Raw genomic sequence first — 19,121 nt, 5'->3', positions numbered from 1 at the left:
TAAGGTAGAAGGGAACAAGTGCCTGTCAGTTAGAGCATCGTTATTTGGTTCGTGTATAATACGGTTCATGAGCATACTGCTTAATAAAGTTATGGGCAGTCTGCTAGAATATATTCGAGAATGATAAAGGGAGGAAGTGCTATATGAGTCGACACATTGCAGTCCTTGTAACAGACATGGTAGAAGAAATTGAATTAACTGATCCTGTGAAAGCTTACAAAGAAGCTGGGCATACGGTAGATATTATCAGTAATGAAGCAAAAAAAACCATCAATGGCAAAAATGGGGACGAAATACAAGCAGATAGAGGCATAGATGAAGTAAATGCAAACGATTATGATGCATTACTCGTACCTGGCGGGTTTTCTCCTGACTTACTACGTATTAATCCGAAGAATAGTGAGTTTGCGAAAACATTTTTCCAAGATAATAAACCCATATTTTCAATTTGCCATGGTCCACAGTTTCTCGTTAATACAGACCAACTAAAAGGTAGAGAGCTAACAAGCTTTGTTTCCGTAAGAAAAGACTTGGAAAATGCAGGAGCAACTGTAAAAGATGAAGAAGTAATCGTAGATGGAAACCTTGTAACAAGCAGAACACCTGATGATCTTCCTGCATTCAATCGCGAATCTCTAAAGCTTTTAGAAAAATAATTCGTCGATCGTATAGGGGGGCTGTTAATCATGCAGCCTCTCTTTATTTTTTATTTGATAATAGATAAAGCGCTCATGCCCATCTGCCATGATCTTCCTCAAACGGGCGCGAAAACGGAATAAAGAACGGTGCCTAAAGTGGCATTATTGGACCATTTTCTTGAATAAGAATATATTTTTTGAAAGAAGGTTAGAGATTTTGGTTATGAATGCTCTTTTAAGAGGTGGAATACCATTCATCATTATGAGCGGTATTGCTTTATTACTTTATTTTCAAGGAAAGTACTCGGATGCTAAAGGTACATTTGTTGCAAGCCTGATCGCTTTTTTTGTCGGCGCTGCATCCATTATTTATAACATAGAGCATTGGAGTTTGATTAAACGAAGCGGTGTCCATTTTATAATAATGCTTATAACAATTTATCCTATCCTTTTATTAAGTGGTTGGTTTACGATTACATCTGTATTTGACGCTGTTAAAATTTTTATTCTTTTTGCTTTTGTTGGCATAATTTTATGGTCCTTATTTTTTATATTAGCCAGAATTTTTTCTTGGTAAATAATTAAGTGTATACCACAATCGGGCGCAGTTGTTGAAGAAGCATTGTGCCTGAATCGGGCCATATTATGGATGGTCAACGGATAAGAACAAACACCTTGATTAGGTAGTCCAGCAATAACATTCCAAAGCATGTGACATATGATGATTTTATAAACTATATGCCATGAGAGGAATGAAAAAATATGTATCGTTATCCATATCCTTACGCGTATCCTTATTATGCTAATCCACCAATGTGTGACTGTTACAAGATTCCTGATTGCCGGTGTATGTCAAATGAATCCGGTTATGCAAATTACTTTTGGCCACATACAAACACTCAAAGCTATGCAGGTACCGTACTAAAAGATCATGGAAGAGAACCATTTGTCGTGAATATAAACCAAGCTGCTAAGCAAAATAATACATTTCGTACAGCCATATGGACAGGAAATCATTTGCAGGTTACATTAATGAGTCTGAATCCCGGAGAAGATATTGGAATAGAAATGCATCCTGATGTTGATCAATTCTTACGTATTGAACAGGGTCAGGGTATTACTCAGATGGGAAATAGTAAAGATAATTTAAACTTCCAAAGGAATGTTTATGATGATTCCGCAATCGTAATACCTGCTGGAGCATGGCATAATCTAACAAATACAGGTAACATTCCATTAAAACTTTATTCGATATATGCTCCGCCTAACCATCCATTTGGAACCGTTCATGAAACGAAAGCAGACGCAATAGCTGCCGAAGAAAACCATCACTACTAATTGGGTTGAAAGATGTTTACTGGTTTGGAATCTTCAATTAAAGGGCGCGGTAATCTAATAACCGTTTTCTTGATTGGACTATTTAATGGAATAAAGGTTCTTCATCAAAATATCGGTCTGAAGTCGTAGAAATTCCCATTCTGATGTACGATGGAGAAGCGACCTCTAACGTTTAAAATGAATCTGAAGACAATAAAGAGAGAAGGGTATACTTTATGAAACAAGAAACAGGGATCCATGATTTCGAACGATATTGTGATGAGATTTTGAAAAAATACAAAGTACCTGGTTTTGCAATTGGATTAGCCAAAGATGGTGAATTGAGTTATGAGAAAGGGTTTGGATTCCGCAACATTGAAGCAAAGCTTCCGTTATCACCAAATACCGTTTTTGGAGTCGGTTCAATAACGAAGGCCTTTACAGCTGTTGCCATCCTTCAATTACAAGAAAAGGGAAAGCTGAATGTAAATGACCCTGTTATCGAATATTTGCCGGAATTGAAGACGCCGAATGAGGAGCAAACAAAACAAATGACGATTCACCACTTTTTGACACACTCATCAGGCTTGCCCCCACTAGCCACATTAATGGGCGCAATAAGGAAAAGTATGGAAAAGGATCCAAAATTGGAAGAAGATCAACAGCAAGAGAATCCATTGGATGCGATCCAGGCGATTGATACACATTCGGAGTTAATGAATGCTATTGCAAAATCAGAATTCACACCACTTGGGGCACCAGGAACCGAATTCAGTTATTCAAATGACGCCTATGCCCTTTTAGGTGCCATAATCGAACGGATCAGCGGTCAACCGTATGAACAATATGTGCAAGAAAATATTTTAGAACCTGCCGGTATGCAGCATAGTGTTTTTCACTATGAAGACTTGAAGGGATATGAAAATATAGCCGTCTTATATGACATGCGAAAGAAAGATGGTGAAGACATTATATTTAGATCTAATAATCCTTGGGATGCGCCAGCAATGCGTGCGGCAGGATTCTTAAAGTCGACAGTGAATGATATGCTCAAATTTGCAAATATGATTCGAAATGCCGGAGAAGTTGGTCATGTACGAGTCCTGTCGCCTGAAAGTGTGGCATCAATGACAACACCGTACATCCAATGTGCACATGGGACTTACTACGGTTACGGTTTAATGATCACTCCAGATTTCTTTGGATACAAGCTCATTCAGCATGGTGGGGATATTAAAGGGGTAACGGCTCAGATGAATATTCTTCCCGAACTCGGACTGACAGGAATATCGCTTGCAAACTTAGCAGGAGCCCCGTCTTCAAAACTGCTTTTTGGTGCGTTTGCCGGTTACTTGGGCAAACCCATCGATGAATCACACTTGAATGTTGAGGTTGTTGACTTAACACTTGAAAGTTTAAAGGAATTTGAAGGAACGTTCATATCAGGTGACGGTATGAAAAATGAATTTTATGTAGAAGATGGAAGCCTACATTTAGCAACCGCTGGATTGACTGATGCAGTGCTGAAGCCAATTGGGGATGACCAGTTTTTATTTACCATGAGGGAACTGGATACTACCATTCGTTTTGTGAGAGATGAGAACAAGAATATTCATCGGGTTGAATTTGCATTCAGACAAATTCCAAAGGTGGAGGAAGAAAAGTAAAAAGCGATCTTTAATTATAGGGCGCCATTCCGGAATAAGTGTTGGCGCCCTTTCCATATATAAGGGCCAGATTGTGGAAGAAAAGCACAACTTTATTGTCGCCAATCTTTTGCGATAATTGGATTAAAGTTCTACTCTTGAAAGAGTCGTATTTTTAATAGAAGAATGCGCTTTGAGGACATTAAAAAAAAATAAATTTATTGGGAACAAACATTTTCGTGGAGAAAAAAGCTAATCATGAGATTAACTTTTTTGTAAGTATCCTTTTTAATAAAAATCCTACAAACAATCCTGGGAGTACACTCAATATTGGAAGCCAGACAGGTCCCAATAATACATTAAATAGGGTTAGGTTTGATGAATAGATTGTCCCCACAGTCACAAAGTATGCTGAAAATGCAAACGGTAAAAATGAATACGGTTCTTTTCCTCCACCTGCATCTTTAAAAGCATCCCACATTGCAAAAAAGTATAAACAAGGATAAAACATAAGCCATTGATAGTTCGTCTGCTCAATGGCCATTTCTACGTTTCCTTGAAAACTTAAAATAATTATTTCATTAAAGCTTCCCAACACATTGATTAAAAACTCTAACAAAACAAATATAATTCCCTTAATATACTTCCCGTTTAATAATTGCCCAAAGCCCGGCAAGGCAATACTCCAAAAAAGCATTTCATATTTATGATTTTGATTCATGTAATCCGTCCGTTATAGATGTTATTTTATGGATTCCCCTGTGCAATGATAGATCGGTCAACGCTTAACTTGCATGCCAATCCTTATTTGTTCTGTCCCCTTGACAATTTTGTTCTGTCTGCTGCTTGGGGCGGCTCTTCCATCCAACCGTGTTTGATGATAATTTTCCCTCCGTCCTTGGCAAAGTCGAATGTATTTGCCAGGATTTTCCCCATTTGTAAAAGCAGGTCACTTCGAAAGCTAAACGCTGCCCCAACTGAATTATTTCCCATACCAAACATCGATAATAAATTGGTCATATACATCATTAATTTATCGGAAAACGGTGAAACAGTTGAGTCAGATACAATCCCTGTCCAGGTGGAAGGCGCCTGTAAATCGCTTTTTACTAAAAAGTCACTCATGATGGACACTTGCTTTTCCGCAAGTTCCTTTCCGCGTTGAAAATATTGTTTAACATCAGGGTTTTCAGCAACCTGTGCAAAGCCTGCCATCAATTGCGTCCCCGTAATGTTTGCTTCTAATGCTTGGTAAACTAGACCAATTTCAACTGTATTCAGTACACGTTTTTTCCCAAAGGGATTCAAGCCGCCTGTATAACTTGTATCTTTAACAAACTCAACCTCTTTCGGCATAGGTACGCTGGGGGGACGTACTAAAACACCTTTCTTTAATAGACATTGTGTGGCTTCGTTATAAATTCTTTGACTATCTGATGTAAAATCGTGATATAAGTTGTAGATATCCTCACGATAAGACATCCCTGAGTGCAAGGCGTAAAGGCCGATCAAAATCTTGCCGTACAGTCGTACAAACATTAAATGAAAATTGTCATCAAATAAACGGGGAGCGTTATTGTCAACATCTTTTTCCGTAAAGGCTACAGGAATTGCAACCCCCTCATTCTGAAAAACTGCTTTAATAGCGTTTGTATTTTTCGTCTCAATATCTTGGGCGGATTGCAAAATAGCTTGGATTTGTTCATCGTTGGAATTTTTAATAAAACGTTCTAAAACATGTAATGCCATTGATTTTTCCTGATATGCTTGCCATAGATTTCCTAATTCTGTAGACGATAAAGGAATGTTCTTCATCATGCCGGACCTCCAGTTTAAAATGTCTTATGTTATTATGCACGTTTTCTTCTTTATTATGACGAACCACTAGCATAATATACTTCTGCATGGACATTCTAATATGGAATAACATTAAATACGGAGGTATTAGAATGCCTGATAAAGGTCACACAGACGGGCAGTTACCGGAATCAACAAAATCATATTGGAGGGATTCTGTTGATGAAATGGATTTCCCTCAATTGAAAGAGGATTTACAAGTGGACGTTGTGATTGTTGGTGGTGGTATTACCGGTATCACCACAGCTTATCTTTTAACAAATGAAGGTTTTAAAGTTGCATTATTAGAAGCAAATAAATTGTTAAACGGCACCACCGGTCATACTACTGCCAAGGTTACAGCACAGCATGGTTTGATTTATGATGAATTCATTCGAAATATCGGTAAAAGCAAAGCAAGATTATACTACGAAGCAAACATGAAGGCACTGAATTTTATTAAAGATACAGTAAAAGAGGAGAAAATCGATTGTGAGCTAAGCCAACAGGATGCATACCTATATGCCACTACAGAAAAATACGCCAATAAACTTGAGAATGAGACAAAGGCTTATGAAAAGCTTGGAATTGACGGCGAAATGGTGGACAGTATTCCTTTCAATATTGATATAAAAAAGGGCTTGGTCATGAAAAATCAAGCACAATTTCATCCTCTTAAGTATTTAGCTCACCTGGTTCAAGAGATTGTGGATAAAGGCGGGAAAATTTTCGAAAACACACCTTGTGTAAATGTAAAGACTGGAAAACATCCAAAAGTCCTTACCCGCGATGGAGCAAGCGCAACGGGAAATCATGTCATAGCTTGCTCCCATTTTCCATTTTATGAGGGAATGGGATTATATTCGGCACGAATGCATGCTGATCGTTCCTATATTCTCGCAGTTAAGACAAAAGAAGACTACCCAGGTGGTATATATGTTAGTGCAGATGACCCTGTACGTTCCCTTCGCTCTGTAAGAATAAATGGGGAAGATATGGTTTTGGTTGTTGGGGAAAGCCATCAAACAGGGCAGGGTATGGATACAATGGAGCATTACAAGGCTTTAGAACGTTTCAGTCGAAATGTTTTTGATGTGGACAAAATACCGTATCGGTGGTCTGCACAAGATCTTGTTACACAGGATAAGGTACCTTTTATTGGACCGATAACTTCTGATCAGCCGAATATTATGATTGCAACAGGATTCCGTAAATGGGGGATGACAAATGGAACAGTTGCCGCTTTGTTATTTCAATCAAGCATTTTAGGCAAAACAAATGCTTACCATAAATTATTTGCACCATCACGATTTTCTGTGAATCCAAGTCTGAAAAACTTTTTCGTGGACAATGCAGACGTTGTTAGCCATTTAATTAAAGGAAAACTTGAAATTCCTAATAGAACAGTTGGGGATTTAGCTAATGACGAGGCTGCCGTTATAAGTATTAAAGGACAAAGGAAGGGAGCGTATAAGGATCAAGGGGGTACGGTGCACATCGTTGACACAACTTGTACACATGTTGGTTGTGAGGTTGAGTGGAACAGTGGTGAGCGCACTTGGGATTGTCCTTGCCACGGCTCGCGTTTCACCTATACTGGTGAGGTAATTGAGGGTCCAGCGGAAAAGCCATTAAAACGCCATGATTATCAAATGCTGGAAAACCTGACATCTGAGGAATCCGGTTATTAGGGGTGAGAAAAGGTGAAGAAAAAAGGCATTTTAAAATCCCTGGTATCCTTTGCCATAATGCTTTCGTTGCTTGGAACATTTTTTAATCCTTTGAACATGTTTTCCGAACAGTGGGCTATGGGATCACCTGTAACTGCAAAGGAAATTAAAAATAATGCCCTTTACAAGAAAATTAAAGCGTACAATAAGGAACATAAAATTCCGGCAATTGATGCACGTATTGATAACATATGGGTAGCGATTCCAGGGTATAATGGGTTGGCTGTGGATGTGAAAACCAGTTATAACATCATGGAACAGGATGGTCATTTTGACGTAAATCAACTTGTTTATAAACAAATACCGCCAGATGTCCACCTTGAAGATCTTGATTCCGCACCTATTTACCGGGGAAATCCACAAAAGCCAATGGTCGCCCTTTTAATTAATGTTGCATGGGGCAATGAATATATCCCAGAGATTCTCAAGGTTCTGAAGAATAGCGGGGTGAAGGCCACATTCTTTTTTGATGGCAGCTGGGTTAAAAAAAATCCCGATTTTGCAAAAACAATTAAGCAGGCTGGCCACGAAATCGGGAATCATGCCTTTAGCCACCCTGATTTAAATCAACGGTCAAAATCAGAGACAATAAGGGAATTGAAAAAAACGAATAATATCATTAAAAGAACACTTGGCATAAAGCCTGAATGGTTTGCCCCGCCAAGTGGAAGTTATAATAAAACAACAGTTGAAATTGCCGATCAGCTTGGTATGGAAACAATCCTTTGGACAGTTGACACAGTGGATTGGAGGAAGCCTATAGCCTCAGAAATGGTCAGGCGGGTTGTGTCAAAAGTGAAGAACGGCACAATGATCCTGATGCACCCAACAAAACCGGTGGCAAAGGGACTAAAGACAATGCTATCAGGAATTAAAAAGAAAGGGTATCAAGTGGGTTCTGTCAGTGAACTGATGGATGAAGAACGCATTGATGTACCAAGTGTTCCGGGAATAATTAAACATGGATTGTAATGTCTATATCTCTATTAGGAAAACCTAAGACAAATTATCGTCCAACCATCGGAAGTCATTCATGAATAAAGATTGGCGTCCTGTATTGCGGAAATGGATCAGTTTACGGAATAACAATTCATGCAAGGGGCGCAACTTTCCTATAAATTGCGCCTGATCTCATTAGTTAAGTGTTATCAGTACCAGTATTGTGGTGTCTGCATCCTCCAATAGTTATTTGCGGCAGCTACTGTTTGAAAATGGATTGCGACAACTTGAGATACTGCTATTAAGCTATCCGCATTTCTGGAATATACCGGACGCAACATTTGCCTAATCTCTTCAGAAGGCTGTGTAATCTCCACCCCTTTTTGCGCAAGCTTAACAGCTAATTCAAACCCTTCCTCTGGCGTTTGTGTTAGCAGCATTTGCAGCTGATCATTCGACATGTGGTTCACTTCCTTTGCATATATACTGATATACATATGCGCATGCAAGCCGGCAAGTGTCTGTTTTTAATTGCGTAATGAATACATAAAAGCTTGACATCTACCATATCAGTGAAATTCATCAGCTAAATCAGAGATTATTTAGCGCCAGTTTGGTTCTTTCGTTGTTCCAAGATTAATAATATAGCGTTGGCCTCGACAACTAACCACTATGTTTAACAAAAAAGCACAAATCCGAAAGAAAGATTGCATACTTTTAGGTTGGTATATGGAAACCCAATTCTATGAATTATTCAGCAAATGCGCTATGAATGCCACATAACTGTCAATTTAAATTGATATATCGTGATTCATATCACAGAGTTAGAAGATCTTCTTTTAGTAAGGTAAAAAGTAGATGAAAAAAACTTAAAGTCTTGGCTCTATAGGGGATTATAAGACTAAAACTTTTTAGGCTGAAAGGAGATCATAAAATGAATTCAACTAAACTCAGCATTGTTAAGTCGACAGCACCTGTATTAAAAGATCATAGCCGTGAAATAGGGACGCGCTTTTATAACTTGCTTTTTTCAAGTGCTCCAGAGTTATACAATATGTTTAATCAAACCAACCAGCAAAGGGGGTTGCAACAGGAAGCATTGACGTACGCTGTTTATGCGGCCGGTGAAAACCTAGACCATTTAAAGAATATTGAACCGCTGATCATGCGGGTAGCTGAAAAGCACGTTGCCCTAGGCGTCAAACCAGACCAATATCCTATTGTCGGTGAAGCCCTTCTTCAGGCCGTAAAAGATGTTCTTGGAGATAAAGCTAGAGATGAAGTAATTGACGCATGGGGCGAGGCTTATAACACTATTGCTGATGCATTTATAAATATTGAGCATGATCTATATGAGGGGAAGGAACAAAAATCTGGTGGTTGGCGTGGATTTCGTGACTTTTGTGTTGTAAAGAAGGTTAAAGAGACTGACCTTGTAACATCGTTTTATTTAAAACCAGAGGATCAACAGCCGATTTCCTCGTATGAACCTGGACAGTATTTGACGTTAAAAGCAGATATCGAAGGTGAAACGTACACTCATATGAGACATTACAGTTTATCTGATGCACCGGGCAAAGACTATTACCGAATTAGTGTCAAACGGGAAGAAGGCAATGAAAAGGTACCTGATGGGATTGTCTCAAACTATTTGCATCATCATGTACAGGAAGGGGATACGTTGCCTTTTGCTGTCCCGGCCGGTGATTTTTCAATTAGTAACGAAGATCTGCCAGTTGTTTTGATTAGTGGGGGCATTGGGCTAACTCCTCTCATGAGTATGTTAAATACACTAGCTGAAACAGGGCAATCTGTGACTTATATCCATGCAACGCAAAACAGCTCAGTCCATGCGATGAAAGAACATGTTGAGCAATTAGCTTCCGAATATCAAAACGTAAACTCCTATGTTTGCTATGATAGTCCCACTGCAAGAGATAGAGATATGCAAAACTTTGATAAAGAAGGATTTATCACTTTGGATTGGTTGAAATCTATCTTACCAAGCAACCAGGCTGACTTTTATTTTTGCGGTCCAGTACCTTTTATGAAGGCTGTTAATAAGGCTCTCAAAGATTGGAGCGTACCAGAAAAACAAATGCATTATGAAGTATTTAGTCCCGTCAGTATTCTTGAGGAACAGAAATCTGAAAAGCCATCCGTAACAACGTCACGTTAGAGAAGAATACGTAGCCTATTTGAAGGAGGAGAGGAAATATAATTATGAAAATACAAGAAAATGAAAAAACACAACGCTTGCAAGAAATGCTTCAAGAGGCATTAAACCCTTTAACAGATAAATTACAGACATTGGAGCAAGAGATTGAGATCGTTCGGAAGGGGCAAGATGAATTAAAAAAGATGCTGGAAGAAAGACAAAAAAATAGTTAAATATTATTCCTTAATACCAACTAAAAGAAGTTTTTGAATAGGCACCTATCTTGAATTAAAGGTAGGTGCCTTTATTTTGGTGAAAATAATTGAACTGGATTACTTGTTTTGGAATAATTGGTATTAAGCAAACGGGCGCAAAAACGGAATAAGAAATAGCAAAGGAGAGGGACTTGAATGTTTTATAGGAGAAAATTTTATATTGTAAAAAGCGAGTTTGTTGAAACCTTTAATACTCATTTCAATAAAACAAACTTACCTACTCAGTTAAAATACGGTTCACGCCTAGTCGGTCGTTGGATGAAAGCCAATAATGATGACACTGTAGAGATTTTTGCTATTTGGTTATTTTTGCACACCCCCCGAAAAGGCAGAATAATACATATATTCCCAGTTGGAAAACTACTCAGCACAGCAAAAAGAGGGCGCCACTTTATTCCGTTAAAGCGCCCTTATCTACATTATGGTTTTCCGTCGTATTTAACGTTCTTAAAGAAATCAAAAATACCAGTTTAATATCTTTATGGAAGCATTATCTACAGTACGAAATTATAGTTTTCAACGATAGGACCTTACGTGGAGAGGTGGGTATGACTCCGCGTCTTGATTCAGTTGGAAACCGGAAGCAAAAGAAAAGTGCTGCAGATCAGTCGCTGGTTAAAGCGTATGGTATGGAAACCGGCCTACCAATGGGTAAGGCGATTAAAAGGCCGCGCAGTCCCTTAGAAAAGTAAGCGGTCGTTGTCCCTCTTGTCTAAGTGTATAAAATTACCAAATGGACAGAGCCACCTTTCGTTCAGGTTTTCCTTTTTTGGCCCTGCGAAGTAAAAATAAATAAATTGAATTTTCTGATGTTATTTATGCAACACTAGTGATAAAGAACAACTAATAAAATATAGTTCCATTTCATTAGTTCTTAATGACGGCTATTCTTTCATAAAGAAAGTCCCCTCTTTTAAGAGGAGACTTTTCAGAAAATCTATTATTTTTCATTCAGTGCTTCAACCATTTTTTCAGCTGCACTTTCACTGGACATCGGGTTTTGACCTGTAACCAAGTTACCATCGCGAACCGCATGAGCTGTCCAGTCTTCCCCTTTAGAGAAGTTCGCTCCTTTGTTGCGAAGCTCAGTCTCAAGCATGAATGGCATATGAACATCTAAGCCCATGCCGATTTCTTCAGAATCTGTGAAGCCAGCGACAGTTTTGCCTTTAACAATTGGCGTACCGTCTTCGTACGTTGCATTCACAAGGCCACTTGGTCCGTGGCAAACAGAGCCAATGACATTGCCTTCCTCTGCATGCTTTTTCAGCACATATTGAAGTGTTTCATTTTCCGGAAAGTCGAACATGGTTCCATGTCCACCCGGAAGGAAAATGCCGTCAAAACCTTCTGCATCATCTTTAGAAAGCTTTGCTGTATCTTTCAGTTGCTCCTGAGCTTCAGCCCACTCTGCTACATCCTCTTCGGGAATACTGTTTGGATCCAGTGGAACTTCGCCACCTTGGATGCTTGTTACTTTTACATCGTAGCCTTGTTCTTTGAAGGCGTTATAAGGCACCGCATATTCTTCCAGCCATAGGCCTGTTTTGTGATCGTCTGTAATCTTGGTGTGATTGGTTACAACCATTAGTACTCGTTTGTTACTCATTGGTTTTGCCTCCTTCAATTGGATCCATTTTGATGTAGTCTTCATCTGACCACATGTATGTTATACCATCTATATAGAAGAAATCGAAAATCATTTGCTCACATTATAGTTGAATGCATAGTTCGCATTTATACGAAAACTAAACTTCATATGGTAAGGTTGATAAAAATAATAAGGAGCGATACAGGATGACAAACATAGTCGTAACAGCCGTTTTCAAGCCGAAGCAAGATCAAACACAAACATTGATCCAGGAACTCAAGAAAGTAAAGATAGCTTCAAGGGAAGAAAAAGGCTGCATTCAATATGACCTTCATCAATCAATGGAAGACGATACCCTGCTTATCTATGAGGTGTGGGAAGATGAGGAAGCCGTACAAGAACATATCGTTACAGACCACTATAAAACTTATCGTGAGAATACCGAAGACTTGATTGAGTCAAGAGTCGTCTCTAAGTACAAAAAAATCTAGTAATAAAAGGAAGTTGTCTTCAGTGAGACAGCTTCCTTTTTGTTTATTCACCCGTTACCACAGTGAAACTCATCCCCCCTCCGAAACACACGACCGTGGGATCCGTTCGCATGGTATGGAGGTTTTCCACTTCCTCCTCAGCCCATTGGTAATACCAGCGTTCCACCGTGGTGTAAGGCACTCTGAGCGTATTAGCAACCGATTGGAGGGCGGACTCGTGACACAGAGTGACCACGGCTTTCTTAAATAAATCCGTTACTTTTCCGTGTTGAGGAACCCCTTGCCACTGTACACTCCACACGTGAAGGCATGTCGTGCACTGTTGATGATAAACAGGCACTTCGACATGAATGAAACCAAAATGAGGAATGACTCGATGGCGAAGGGTTCTTTTCTTTTGGCGCTTGTGAGCAATACTTTTACGCCCGCAAATGGGACAAAGAAAACAGCGCGGAGTAGGTTCTAAAAGAGCTACCCAGCCATAAGAACGTTTGACCATTTGCCTCAGCTTAAAATCTGGAAGATCAATCATTTCAATGATAAACTGATGATACAAGCAGATTCTCCTTTCATTGGTTTGGTTGGTTACTTTTACCATAAAGGAGAATCTGCTTTTCTTTCATTTCATGTGCTTAAACCACTTTATTTGGTGAAGACCCGAAGTTTTTTTATGTTAGTGAAAGTCTATAGACTTGAAATTTACTTGAAACGTAAAACACCCCCTCCGATTTTCCTGGTAGAGATTGTCTGATGTTAGGCTGCCTCTGTATTTTTACATTCGCTGTTTTCGAGACGGTGAAGAACAGATTGCTTCAAGGGGACATGACAGATAGAATTCTCAGGAATGGTTTTATCCGTATAACGAGTACATTTTTAAAGAATTAGACAAACCAGGTCTAGACCCGACACTTTTGTGGAACAGAATATGGCTTGAATTGTCGAAGAAATGACGACAAGCAGAATAGCTATCGTCAATTCTACAGACAATATCATTTTTAGGCCCTGAGATAGAAAGCCGGTTAACAGTAGAACTGGACTGGGCAGGTACTACTATCCCCTTTGGCTATAAGTGGCCTTGCGGCATTGATCAGGATTGTGGCAGGATTCATTGCTGACCAACGTCCAGACATCAACGTTCTTTTCGTCATTGGAATGATGCTTTTGGGAATGCTCGGGCTTGTCTTGATTTCATTCCATGTACCTAGTCTCTTTTTGCTAGGTTCGTTTGTCACAGTTATTGGTCTTTTTGGCTGGAATGGTTTGTTAGTTGCTGCAGCTATTCGGCTTCTATCCGTTAGTCCGGTAAAGATTTTAGGTTGGTTGCAAATGGGTTTTTTTATGGGGGCGGCATTGGCTCCAATGGTCTTTGGAATCTTGATGAGCACCTTGGGCGTCCGATGGGCAATTATCATTACCGCAGTATGTGCAGTTATAGGTGCTCTTATGATCTTATACGGGGAGATACTTCGTCGGGCAACGCTTAATATATCTTGATTACAAGTCTTTGTGTAATGGGACCATAGGGGGTTACTCCGAGATACCTGTAATTTTAGGACATAGCAATAAAATAAATCCATATCTCTCCGACACCAATTGTGTTGCATGAAAAAATGGACTTAAAGATTAAATTGTGTTGCGAAAAGTTAATTGTCCTCTTTAGATCCTGTTTAATACAACACAATTGACCTTGTGTTGTATGGTTTTCCGAGTAAACACGGCTACCTAAAGGTTTTTCCACACTATGTCCTATTTTTGTACGTATCTCGGAGCACCCCCATAGCGGAAGGTCGTTTTTAATATTATCTTGAAATCAAGTCTTCATGAAAAGGGGCGCCTCTTTTCGGGGTACGGAAACGATTCGTAGATTGAGGGGTCGATCTGGGAAATATTTACTTATTGGTGTGGTTGGCTTCTTGTACCTCTCTTCAGACAGTTTTCTGTACAAAGCTGACCTTGATACGTTTGTGATCTTACAAATTTTTTCACTCCATGACCGTCATTAAAAACTCACTATATGGATTGTCTTCAGATAAATCTAACCAGGTATCTTTCAAAGACTTTAGATTTGCTTTCTTTTGCTTGATGTCATCGACCAATTCAAATAAGTCTCTCGTACTTCGTGTAATTCGGGTAAGGTCTGTAACATAAATGGTATCCTCTTCCTGAAGACCTTCCAACATTTTTTGCAGCTCTGGTCGTTGTTGTATAGCCCCGGATAATTGTTCTTCAAAAATGATATCCATTCCTATTAGACCCTAATGAAATAAAAATGGACTGAACGGTAAAACCGATCAGCTGTAGCTTTAAAAGATCAAAACGAATTCATTCTTTGTAAATTACTATACAATTTTTATAAAAAAGTTTGATCATTTTCCAGGTATATTATTTACTTTCTTAGCTGAACATAGTTAAGAGTGGAACAGAAAATGTTAAGGAATTAGGAGGGCCAAACAATGATGAAAGCTGTAACTTACCAAGGACCAAAGCATGTACAGGTTAACCAAGTAGAGGATGCAAAATTAGAAAAAAAAGACGATATTATAGTTAAGATTACTTCTACTGCTATTTGCGGATCTGATTTGCATTTATATCAAGGTAACATGCCATTACCCCCAGGATATATTATTGGCCACGAACCAATGGGTACTGTAGAAGAAGTTGGACCTGAAGTCACAAAAGTAAAAAAAGGAGACCGTGTTGTCGTTCCCTTTAATGTTTCATGCGGACATTGCTTTTATTGCCAGCATGAAATGGAAAGCCAATGCGATAACTCAAACCCTCACTATGATTCTGGCGGATACTTTGGTTATACTGAGAAGTTCGGTAACCACCCAGGTGGTCAGGCTGAATATTTAAAAGTTCCTTTTGGAAACTTTACCCCCTTTGTGTTACCGGAATCATGCGAACTAGAAGATGAATCACTTCTCTTTTTGTCCGATGTTCTCCCAACTGCTTATTGGAGTGTAGTAAATGCAGGAGTAAAATCAGGTGATACTGTTATTGTGCTTGGATGTGGACCCGTTGGATTAATGGCACAAAAATTTGCCTGGATGAAAGGCGCAAAACGTGTGATAGCGGTGGACTACTTGGATTACCGGGCCAATCATGCGAAAAAGATGAACAATGTTGAGGTATTTGAGTTCACAAAATACCCCGATATGGGCGAACATTTAAAAGAAATTACTCATGGCGGTGCAGACGTCGTCATCGATTGTGTCGGTATGGATGGAAAAAAATCACCTTTGGAATTTCTCGAACAGAAGTTAAAGCTACAGGGTGGAACCCTTGGACCTATTCAAATTTCTACAAAGGCTGTCCGAAAATATGGAACGGTCCAATTAACAGGTGTTTACGGAGGCAACTATAATGTGTTTCCATTAGGTGCATTTTGGATTAGAAATATCAATCTCAAAATGGGCCAAGCACCCGTCATTCATTTTATGCCTGAACTATTTGAAAAAATAACGAATAACGAGTTTGACCCAAGAGAGATCATCACCCATAAAATGTCCCTTGAAGAAGCCAGTCATGGTTATCAAATTTTTAATAATCGTGAGGACGATTGTATAAAAGTCGTTTTAAAACCGTAAATTTTCCTTTCCGATATAAAAATTAATGAAAGAGACTTCCATACGGTGTATAGAAGTCTTTTTGCCTGTAAATTATTTAGATTATTGGATAATTAAGTTTGTAAATTGGATAGCAATAATAAGGTGGTCTAAGCCCAATTTTGGGCATTAACCAAGAATCCTCCATATATACCATCTTTACTTTTTCATCCGAATGGTTCACTAGTAATAGCCTTACCTCTGGATTAAATTCATATCTCAAGATTATAGCCTCCTGACTTTAGGAATGTGTGGATTCTCCACCGTCAACATGAAGGACCTGACCAGTAACAAAACTTGAATCATCAGATGCTAGATAGACAAAGGTTGGTGCAAGTTCAAATGGATGGGCAACGCGTTCCATTGGATTAAATGCTCCATATACTGCGACTTGATCTGATGAGAAACTTGCTGGAATAAGTGGCGTCCAAATTCGGCCGGGAGCGACGGCATTGACTCGTATCCCCTGTTTTACGACATTTTTAGCCAAAGCACGTGTCCAACCAACTATTGCACCTTTTGTGGCTGTATAATCAATCATTTGTTGCTCACCTACATACGTCACGACGGAAGAGGTGCCAATGATGGAGCTGCCTGGCCCTAAATGAGGAAGCGCTGCTCTCGTTGTATAAAAATGAGAGTATATGTTCACTTTGAAGGTGTCATCGAATTGCTCGTCTGTAATATCAAGTAGGCTTAGTTGCTGGAATTGAATACCAACATGGTTACAGAGAATATCGAGACGCCCGAACGTATTTACTGTTTGTTCTACAATGGCGATACACTGTTTTTTGTCTCGCAAGTCACCTGGCATCAATAAACAGCGTTGCCCTAGTTCTTCAATTCTCGCTTTTGTTCTGTTTGCATCCTCGTGTTCATCTAAGTAGGCAATGGCAACGTCAGCGCCTTCTTTTGCGAAGGCAATGGCTACGGCTGCACCGATACCACTATCCCCGCCTGTAATGAGAGCAACTTTTCCTGTTAACTTCCCACTTCCTTTGTAGTTGGGGTTTTCAATAATTGGAAGGGGTACCATCAAGCCTTCTACTCCTGGATGGCGAAGCTGGCGTTGTTCAGGTACATTAATTGGGATTTCTTCGTATCGTGTGATTTTCCCATAATTGGGGTACATCGGATAAGGTTGCGTTTTCATGTACTCTTGAAACATCTGTTGCATTTGCTTTATTTGGCGCGTTTGATCTTTTTGATCCATGTTAGACCTCCTATAGAAACAATGTTCTTCTATAGAATGTTTATGTTCTCCAATACAAATAAAGTACTCAACTTTCGGAGTTGAATACCGAGGATAAACGCTTGCCAAGTCAGCACTTATCGTCCTTTTTCTATCAAAAAGTATAAAAAAACACCCTTTTCTTTGGTAAAATATAGGTAACCAAACCAAAACCAAAGAAAGGATGTTTTCTATGGCTACTTTACCAAATTCTGATCAAAATGAAAAGCTGAATTCCCGGGTGACCCGTTTTTTTAAACAGGCCAAGATTGGTACTTTTCTGCATCAGGCCAACATTCACAAAGAAAAAGGCGTCTCTGCGTTACTGATTGTTCAATTCATTTTTTCACTTGTGCTGCAAGGTAAAAACTTGTATCGAACACTTGAATCCGGACGTCCATCCAAATCGTTGCACAAAGACGCTGTGTATGATCTCTTGAAACGGACGACCTATAACTGGCGCAAGCTTCTTGTGGATGTGGGCGAACATCTTATCGAAAAGTACATCCTTCCGTTGACATCAGGTGACCGGGAGCGCGTTCTGGTATTGGATGATTCCACGTATGGCCGCAACCGCAGTAAGGCTGTGGAACTTTTATCCCGCGTGAAAGATCATACCACCGGCGATTATGTCAAAGGTTTTCGCATGCTCACATTGGGCTGGTCGGATGGTGCCACATTCCTGCCGCTTTCCTTTTCCCTGTTGAGCTCGAAAAAAGCTAAAAACCGTTTTCAGGAAATCAATCCGGCTATCGATAAACGAACAGTCGGATATCGTCGTCGGAAGGAAGCATTGCGAAAAGGAACAGAAACCATGTTTACGCTGCTGGATGCGATTAATCCTGTAAAGCTTGGTGCCAAAACGCTTCTCTTTGACAGCTGGTTCGCGTATCCCGGCATCATTAAAAAAGTGGTCATGAATTATCCGCTGCATGTGGTCTGCATGATCAAGCGTTCGCCAAAGATCCACTACACCTACAAGGGGAAGTCCTATACCCTTAACCAGCTTTATAAAAAGGTGCGTAAAAAACGTGGTCGTGCGAAAATCCTTTCCTCTATCCTTGTCGGGATAGGCCCCGATGAAAACGATGATGACATCCAGGCCCGCATTGTCTTTGTACGTGATCGAAACCGTTCCAAACAATGGTTGGCTCTGCTTACAACAAATTTGGAACATTCCGAGGAAGACGTGGTTCAGATCTACGGGAAACGCTGGGCCATCGAATGCTTTTTCAAGGTTGCCAAATCCAACCTGAAACTGGCAAAAGAATTTCAGTGCCGCAGCTATGATGCCCTGACGGCTCACACAACCATTGTTTTCCTGCGCTATATGATGCTCGCTGTCAGTTCCAGGGAAGAGGAAGATCCTAAAACCATCGGCCAGTTGTTCTTCGTGTGCTGCGACGAAATTGAGGATATTCGTTTCGCCGAAGCTCTTTTGACCATTCTGGAATTATTGGGTTCGATGTTAGCTGATGAATTCCTGCTGACCGATCAGCAGATTCAACAATTCCTGGACCGCTTTTATGATAAGCTGCCGGATTTTTTACAAAAACCATTGCAGGATCCAGGTGCGGCCTGATAAAAGAATACGAATCATCCTTTACATATCAGGGTTTGCGTTCCGAATTTGGTGTCCGAAAGTTGAGTAAAGTAAAAAA

At 39.7% G+C, this 19,121-nt stretch carries 20 protein-coding genes and 2 pseudogenes; 14 read left to right on the top strand and 8 right to left on the bottom strand.

Translation table 11 applies throughout. The features are described 5' to 3' along the window. The first annotated feature begins 143 nt into the window (after positions 1-143). From AOX59_RS09240 to AOX59_RS09225, 4 genes are all read left to right on the top strand, one after another. On the top strand, positions 144-656 hold the full coding sequence (locus AOX59_RS09240) for a type 1 glutamine amidotransferase domain-containing protein (protein ID WP_010530576.1): 513 nt from the start codon (positions 144-146) through the stop codon (positions 654-656). Positions 657-816: 160 nt separating this feature from the next. Beyond that, the gene (locus tag AOX59_RS09235) at positions 817-1,215 is read left to right on the top strand and encodes a DUF3021 family protein (RefSeq protein WP_234972570.1); all 399 of its coding nucleotides are present in this window, start codon (positions 817-819) and stop codon (positions 1,213-1,215) included. 185 nt (positions 1,216-1,400) lie between these two features. Beyond that, complete coding sequence (locus AOX59_RS09230) at positions 1,401-1,976, top strand: cupin domain-containing protein (RefSeq protein WP_068444938.1); 576 nt, start codon at positions 1,401-1,403, stop codon at positions 1,974-1,976. Between the two features lie 215 nt (positions 1,977-2,191). Further along, positions 2,192-3,622 carry a serine hydrolase domain-containing protein gene (locus AOX59_RS09225; RefSeq protein ID WP_068444936.1) on the top strand — a complete coding sequence of 477 codons (1,431 nt, stop codon included), beginning with the start codon at positions 2,192-2,194 and terminating at the stop codon, positions 3,620-3,622. 235 nt (positions 3,623-3,857) lie between these two features. Here the strand turns inward: AOX59_RS09225 and AOX59_RS09220 are convergent, their stop codons facing one another. Both AOX59_RS09220 and AOX59_RS09215 read right to left on the bottom strand, forming a co-directional pair. Beyond that, complete coding sequence (locus AOX59_RS09220; RefSeq protein ID WP_068444934.1) at positions 3,858-4,322, bottom strand: hypothetical protein; 465 nt, start codon at positions 4,320-4,322, stop codon at positions 3,858-3,860. Between the two features lie 83 nt (positions 4,323-4,405). Beyond that, on the bottom strand, positions 4,406-5,419 hold the full coding sequence (locus AOX59_RS09215) for a DUF3231 family protein (protein ID WP_068444933.1): 1,014 nt from the start codon (positions 5,417-5,419) through the stop codon (positions 4,406-4,408). Positions 5,420-5,550: 131 nt separating this feature from the next. Between AOX59_RS09215 and AOX59_RS09210 the strand changes: the two genes are divergently transcribed. Together AOX59_RS09210 and AOX59_RS09205 are read left to right on the top strand one after the other, a co-directional pair. Continuing rightward, complete coding sequence (locus AOX59_RS09210; RefSeq protein WP_068444931.1) at positions 5,551-7,128, top strand: FAD-dependent oxidoreductase; 1,578 nt, start codon at positions 5,551-5,553, stop codon at positions 7,126-7,128. A gap of 27 nt (positions 7,129-7,155) precedes the next feature. After that, positions 7,156-8,139 (top strand): polysaccharide deacetylase family protein, encoded by a 984-nt coding sequence (locus AOX59_RS09205; RefSeq protein ID WP_082684298.1) that lies wholly within the window; start codon positions 7,156-7,158, stop codon positions 8,137-8,139. A 176-nt stretch (positions 8,140-8,315) separates the two neighbouring features. Here AOX59_RS09205 and AOX59_RS09200 read toward each other — a convergent pair whose 3' ends face one another. Next, on the bottom strand, positions 8,316-8,567 hold the full coding sequence (locus tag AOX59_RS09200) for a hexameric tyrosine-coordinated heme protein (protein ID WP_068444929.1): 252 nt from the start codon (positions 8,565-8,567) through the stop codon (positions 8,316-8,318). 473 nt (positions 8,568-9,040) lie between these two features. Between AOX59_RS09200 and hmpA the strand changes: the two genes are divergently transcribed. The 4 genes from hmpA (at position 9,041) to AOX59_RS19630 (ending at position 11,231) form a co-directional block, all read left to right on the top strand. Continuing rightward, positions 9,041-10,285 carry an NO-inducible flavohemoprotein gene (gene hmpA, locus AOX59_RS09195; protein ID WP_068444927.1) on the top strand — a complete coding sequence of 415 codons (1,245 nt, stop codon included), beginning with the start codon at positions 9,041-9,043 and terminating at the stop codon, positions 10,283-10,285. Positions 10,286-10,329: 44 nt separating this feature from the next. After that, entirely contained in the window at positions 10,330-10,497 is a 168-nt protein-coding gene (locus tag AOX59_RS19635; protein WP_155554891.1) for a hypothetical protein, read from the top strand. Between the two features lie 177 nt (positions 10,498-10,674). Then, a complete protein-coding gene (locus AOX59_RS20275) occupies positions 10,675-11,013 on the top strand; it encodes a hypothetical protein (protein ID WP_237049401.1) in 339 nt (112 codons plus the stop codon). A 74-nt stretch (positions 11,014-11,087) separates the two neighbouring features. Further along, positions 11,088-11,231, top strand: a complete 144-nt coding sequence (locus AOX59_RS19630) for a hypothetical protein (protein ID WP_156418672.1) — start codon at positions 11,088-11,090, stop codon at positions 11,229-11,231. Between the two features lie 248 nt (positions 11,232-11,479). Here AOX59_RS19630 and AOX59_RS09185 read toward each other — a convergent pair whose 3' ends face one another. After that, positions 11,480-12,148 (bottom strand): type 1 glutamine amidotransferase domain-containing protein, encoded by a 669-nt coding sequence (locus tag AOX59_RS09185; protein ID WP_068444926.1) that lies wholly within the window; start codon positions 12,146-12,148, stop codon positions 11,480-11,482. 188 nt (positions 12,149-12,336) lie between these two features. On the opposite strand from AOX59_RS09185, the gene AOX59_RS09180 reads away from it, so the two are divergent. After that, positions 12,337-12,621 (top strand): putative quinol monooxygenase, encoded by a 285-nt coding sequence (locus tag AOX59_RS09180; protein ID WP_068444924.1) that lies wholly within the window; start codon positions 12,337-12,339, stop codon positions 12,619-12,621. Positions 12,622-12,664: 43 nt separating this feature from the next. Here the strand turns inward: AOX59_RS09180 and AOX59_RS09175 are convergent, their stop codons facing one another. After that, a complete protein-coding gene (locus tag AOX59_RS09175; protein ID WP_156418671.1) occupies positions 12,665-13,219 on the bottom strand; it encodes a helix-turn-helix domain-containing protein in 555 nt (184 codons plus the stop codon). A 497-nt stretch (positions 13,220-13,716) separates the two neighbouring features. Here AOX59_RS09175 and AOX59_RS09170 point away from each other — a divergent pair, with 497 nt between their 5' ends. Beyond that, complete coding sequence (locus tag AOX59_RS09170; RefSeq protein WP_156418670.1) at positions 13,717-14,115, top strand: hypothetical protein; 399 nt, start codon at positions 13,717-13,719, stop codon at positions 14,113-14,115. Between the two features lie 316 nt (positions 14,116-14,431). Here AOX59_RS09170 and AOX59_RS20715 read toward each other — a convergent pair. Both AOX59_RS20715 and AOX59_RS20020 read right to left on the bottom strand, forming a co-directional pair. After that, positions 14,432-14,602: pseudogene (locus tag AOX59_RS20715) on the bottom strand (helix-turn-helix domain-containing protein); the annotation flags it as partial. Between the two features lie 7 nt (positions 14,603-14,609). Next, positions 14,610-14,870 (bottom strand): annotated as a pseudogene (locus AOX59_RS20020) (recombinase family protein); the annotation flags it as partial. A 207-nt stretch (positions 14,871-15,077) separates the two neighbouring features. On the opposite strand from AOX59_RS20020, the gene AOX59_RS09160 reads away from it, so the two are divergent. Beyond that, positions 15,078-16,211: a zinc-dependent alcohol dehydrogenase gene (locus AOX59_RS09160; protein WP_068448231.1), complete on the top strand. Its 1,134-nt coding sequence runs from the start codon at positions 15,078-15,080 to the stop codon at positions 16,209-16,211. 259 nt (positions 16,212-16,470) lie between these two features. Here AOX59_RS09160 and AOX59_RS09155 read toward each other — a convergent pair whose 3' ends face one another. Continuing rightward, the gene (locus AOX59_RS09155; RefSeq protein WP_068444915.1) at positions 16,471-17,442 is read right to left on the bottom strand and encodes an SDR family oxidoreductase; all 972 of its coding nucleotides are present in this window, start codon (positions 17,440-17,442) and stop codon (positions 16,471-16,473) included. A gap of 211 nt (positions 17,443-17,653) precedes the next feature. On the opposite strand from AOX59_RS09155, the gene AOX59_RS09150 reads away from it, so the two are divergent. Further along, positions 17,654-19,042 carry an IS4 family transposase gene (locus tag AOX59_RS09150; protein ID WP_068444914.1) on the top strand — a complete coding sequence of 463 codons (1,389 nt, stop codon included), beginning with the start codon at positions 17,654-17,656 and terminating at the stop codon, positions 19,040-19,042. Positions 19,043-19,121 lie beyond the last annotated feature (79 nt).

Source organism: Lentibacillus amyloliquefaciens, from assembly GCF_001307805.1.
GTDB lineage: Bacteria > Bacillota > Bacilli > Bacillales > Amphibacillaceae > Lentibacillus > Lentibacillus amyloliquefaciens.
The sequence above is the reverse complement of the archived record's forward strand: the minus strand, read 5'-3'. Positions and strand labels throughout refer to the sequence as shown.

Coding starts and splice junctions, on each gene's coding strand:
- AOX59_RS09240 (WP_010530576.1), top strand. CDS start 144: ATGAGTCGACACATTGCAGTCCTTGTAACAGACATGGTAGAAGAAATT.
- AOX59_RS09230 (WP_068444938.1), top strand. CDS start 1,401: ATGTATCGTTATCCATATCCTTACGCGTATCCTTATTATGCTAATCCA.
- AOX59_RS09225 (WP_068444936.1), top strand. CDS start 2,192: ATGAAACAAGAAACAGGGATCCATGATTTCGAACGATATTGTGATGAG.
- AOX59_RS09220 (WP_068444934.1), bottom strand. CDS start 4,322: ATGAATCAAAATCATAAATATGAAATGCTTTTTTGGAGTATTGCCTTG.
- AOX59_RS09215 (WP_068444933.1), bottom strand. CDS start 5,419: ATGATGAAGAACATTCCTTTATCGTCTACAGAATTAGGAAATCTATGG.
- AOX59_RS09210 (WP_068444931.1), top strand. CDS start 5,551: ATGCCTGATAAAGGTCACACAGACGGGCAGTTACCGGAATCAACAAAA.
- AOX59_RS09200 (WP_068444929.1), bottom strand. CDS start 8,567: ATGTCGAATGATCAGCTGCAAATGCTGCTAACACAAACGCCAGAGGAA.
- hmpA (WP_068444927.1), top strand. CDS start 9,041: ATGAATTCAACTAAACTCAGCATTGTTAAGTCGACAGCACCTGTATTA.
- AOX59_RS19635 (WP_155554891.1), top strand. CDS start 10,330: ATGAAAATACAAGAAAATGAAAAAACACAACGCTTGCAAGAAATGCTT.
- AOX59_RS20275 (WP_237049401.1), top strand. CDS start 10,675: ATGTTTTATAGGAGAAAATTTTATATTGTAAAAAGCGAGTTTGTTGAA.
- AOX59_RS19630 (WP_156418672.1), top strand. CDS start 11,088: ATGACTCCGCGTCTTGATTCAGTTGGAAACCGGAAGCAAAAGAAAAGT.
- AOX59_RS09185 (WP_068444926.1), bottom strand. CDS start 12,148: ATGAGTAACAAACGAGTACTAATGGTTGTAACCAATCACACCAAGATT.
- AOX59_RS09180 (WP_068444924.1), top strand. CDS start 12,337: ATGACAAACATAGTCGTAACAGCCGTTTTCAAGCCGAAGCAAGATCAA.
- AOX59_RS09175 (WP_156418671.1), bottom strand. CDS start 13,219: ATGGTAAAAGTAACCAACCAAACCAATGAAAGGAGAATCTGCTTGTAT.
- AOX59_RS09160 (WP_068448231.1), top strand. CDS start 15,078: ATGAAAGCTGTAACTTACCAAGGACCAAAGCATGTACAGGTTAACCAA.
- AOX59_RS09155 (WP_068444915.1), bottom strand. CDS start 17,442: ATGGATCAAAAAGATCAAACGCGCCAAATAAAGCAAATGCAACAGATG.
- AOX59_RS09150 (WP_068444914.1), top strand. CDS start 17,654: ATGGCTACTTTACCAAATTCTGATCAAAATGAAAAGCTGAATTCCCGG.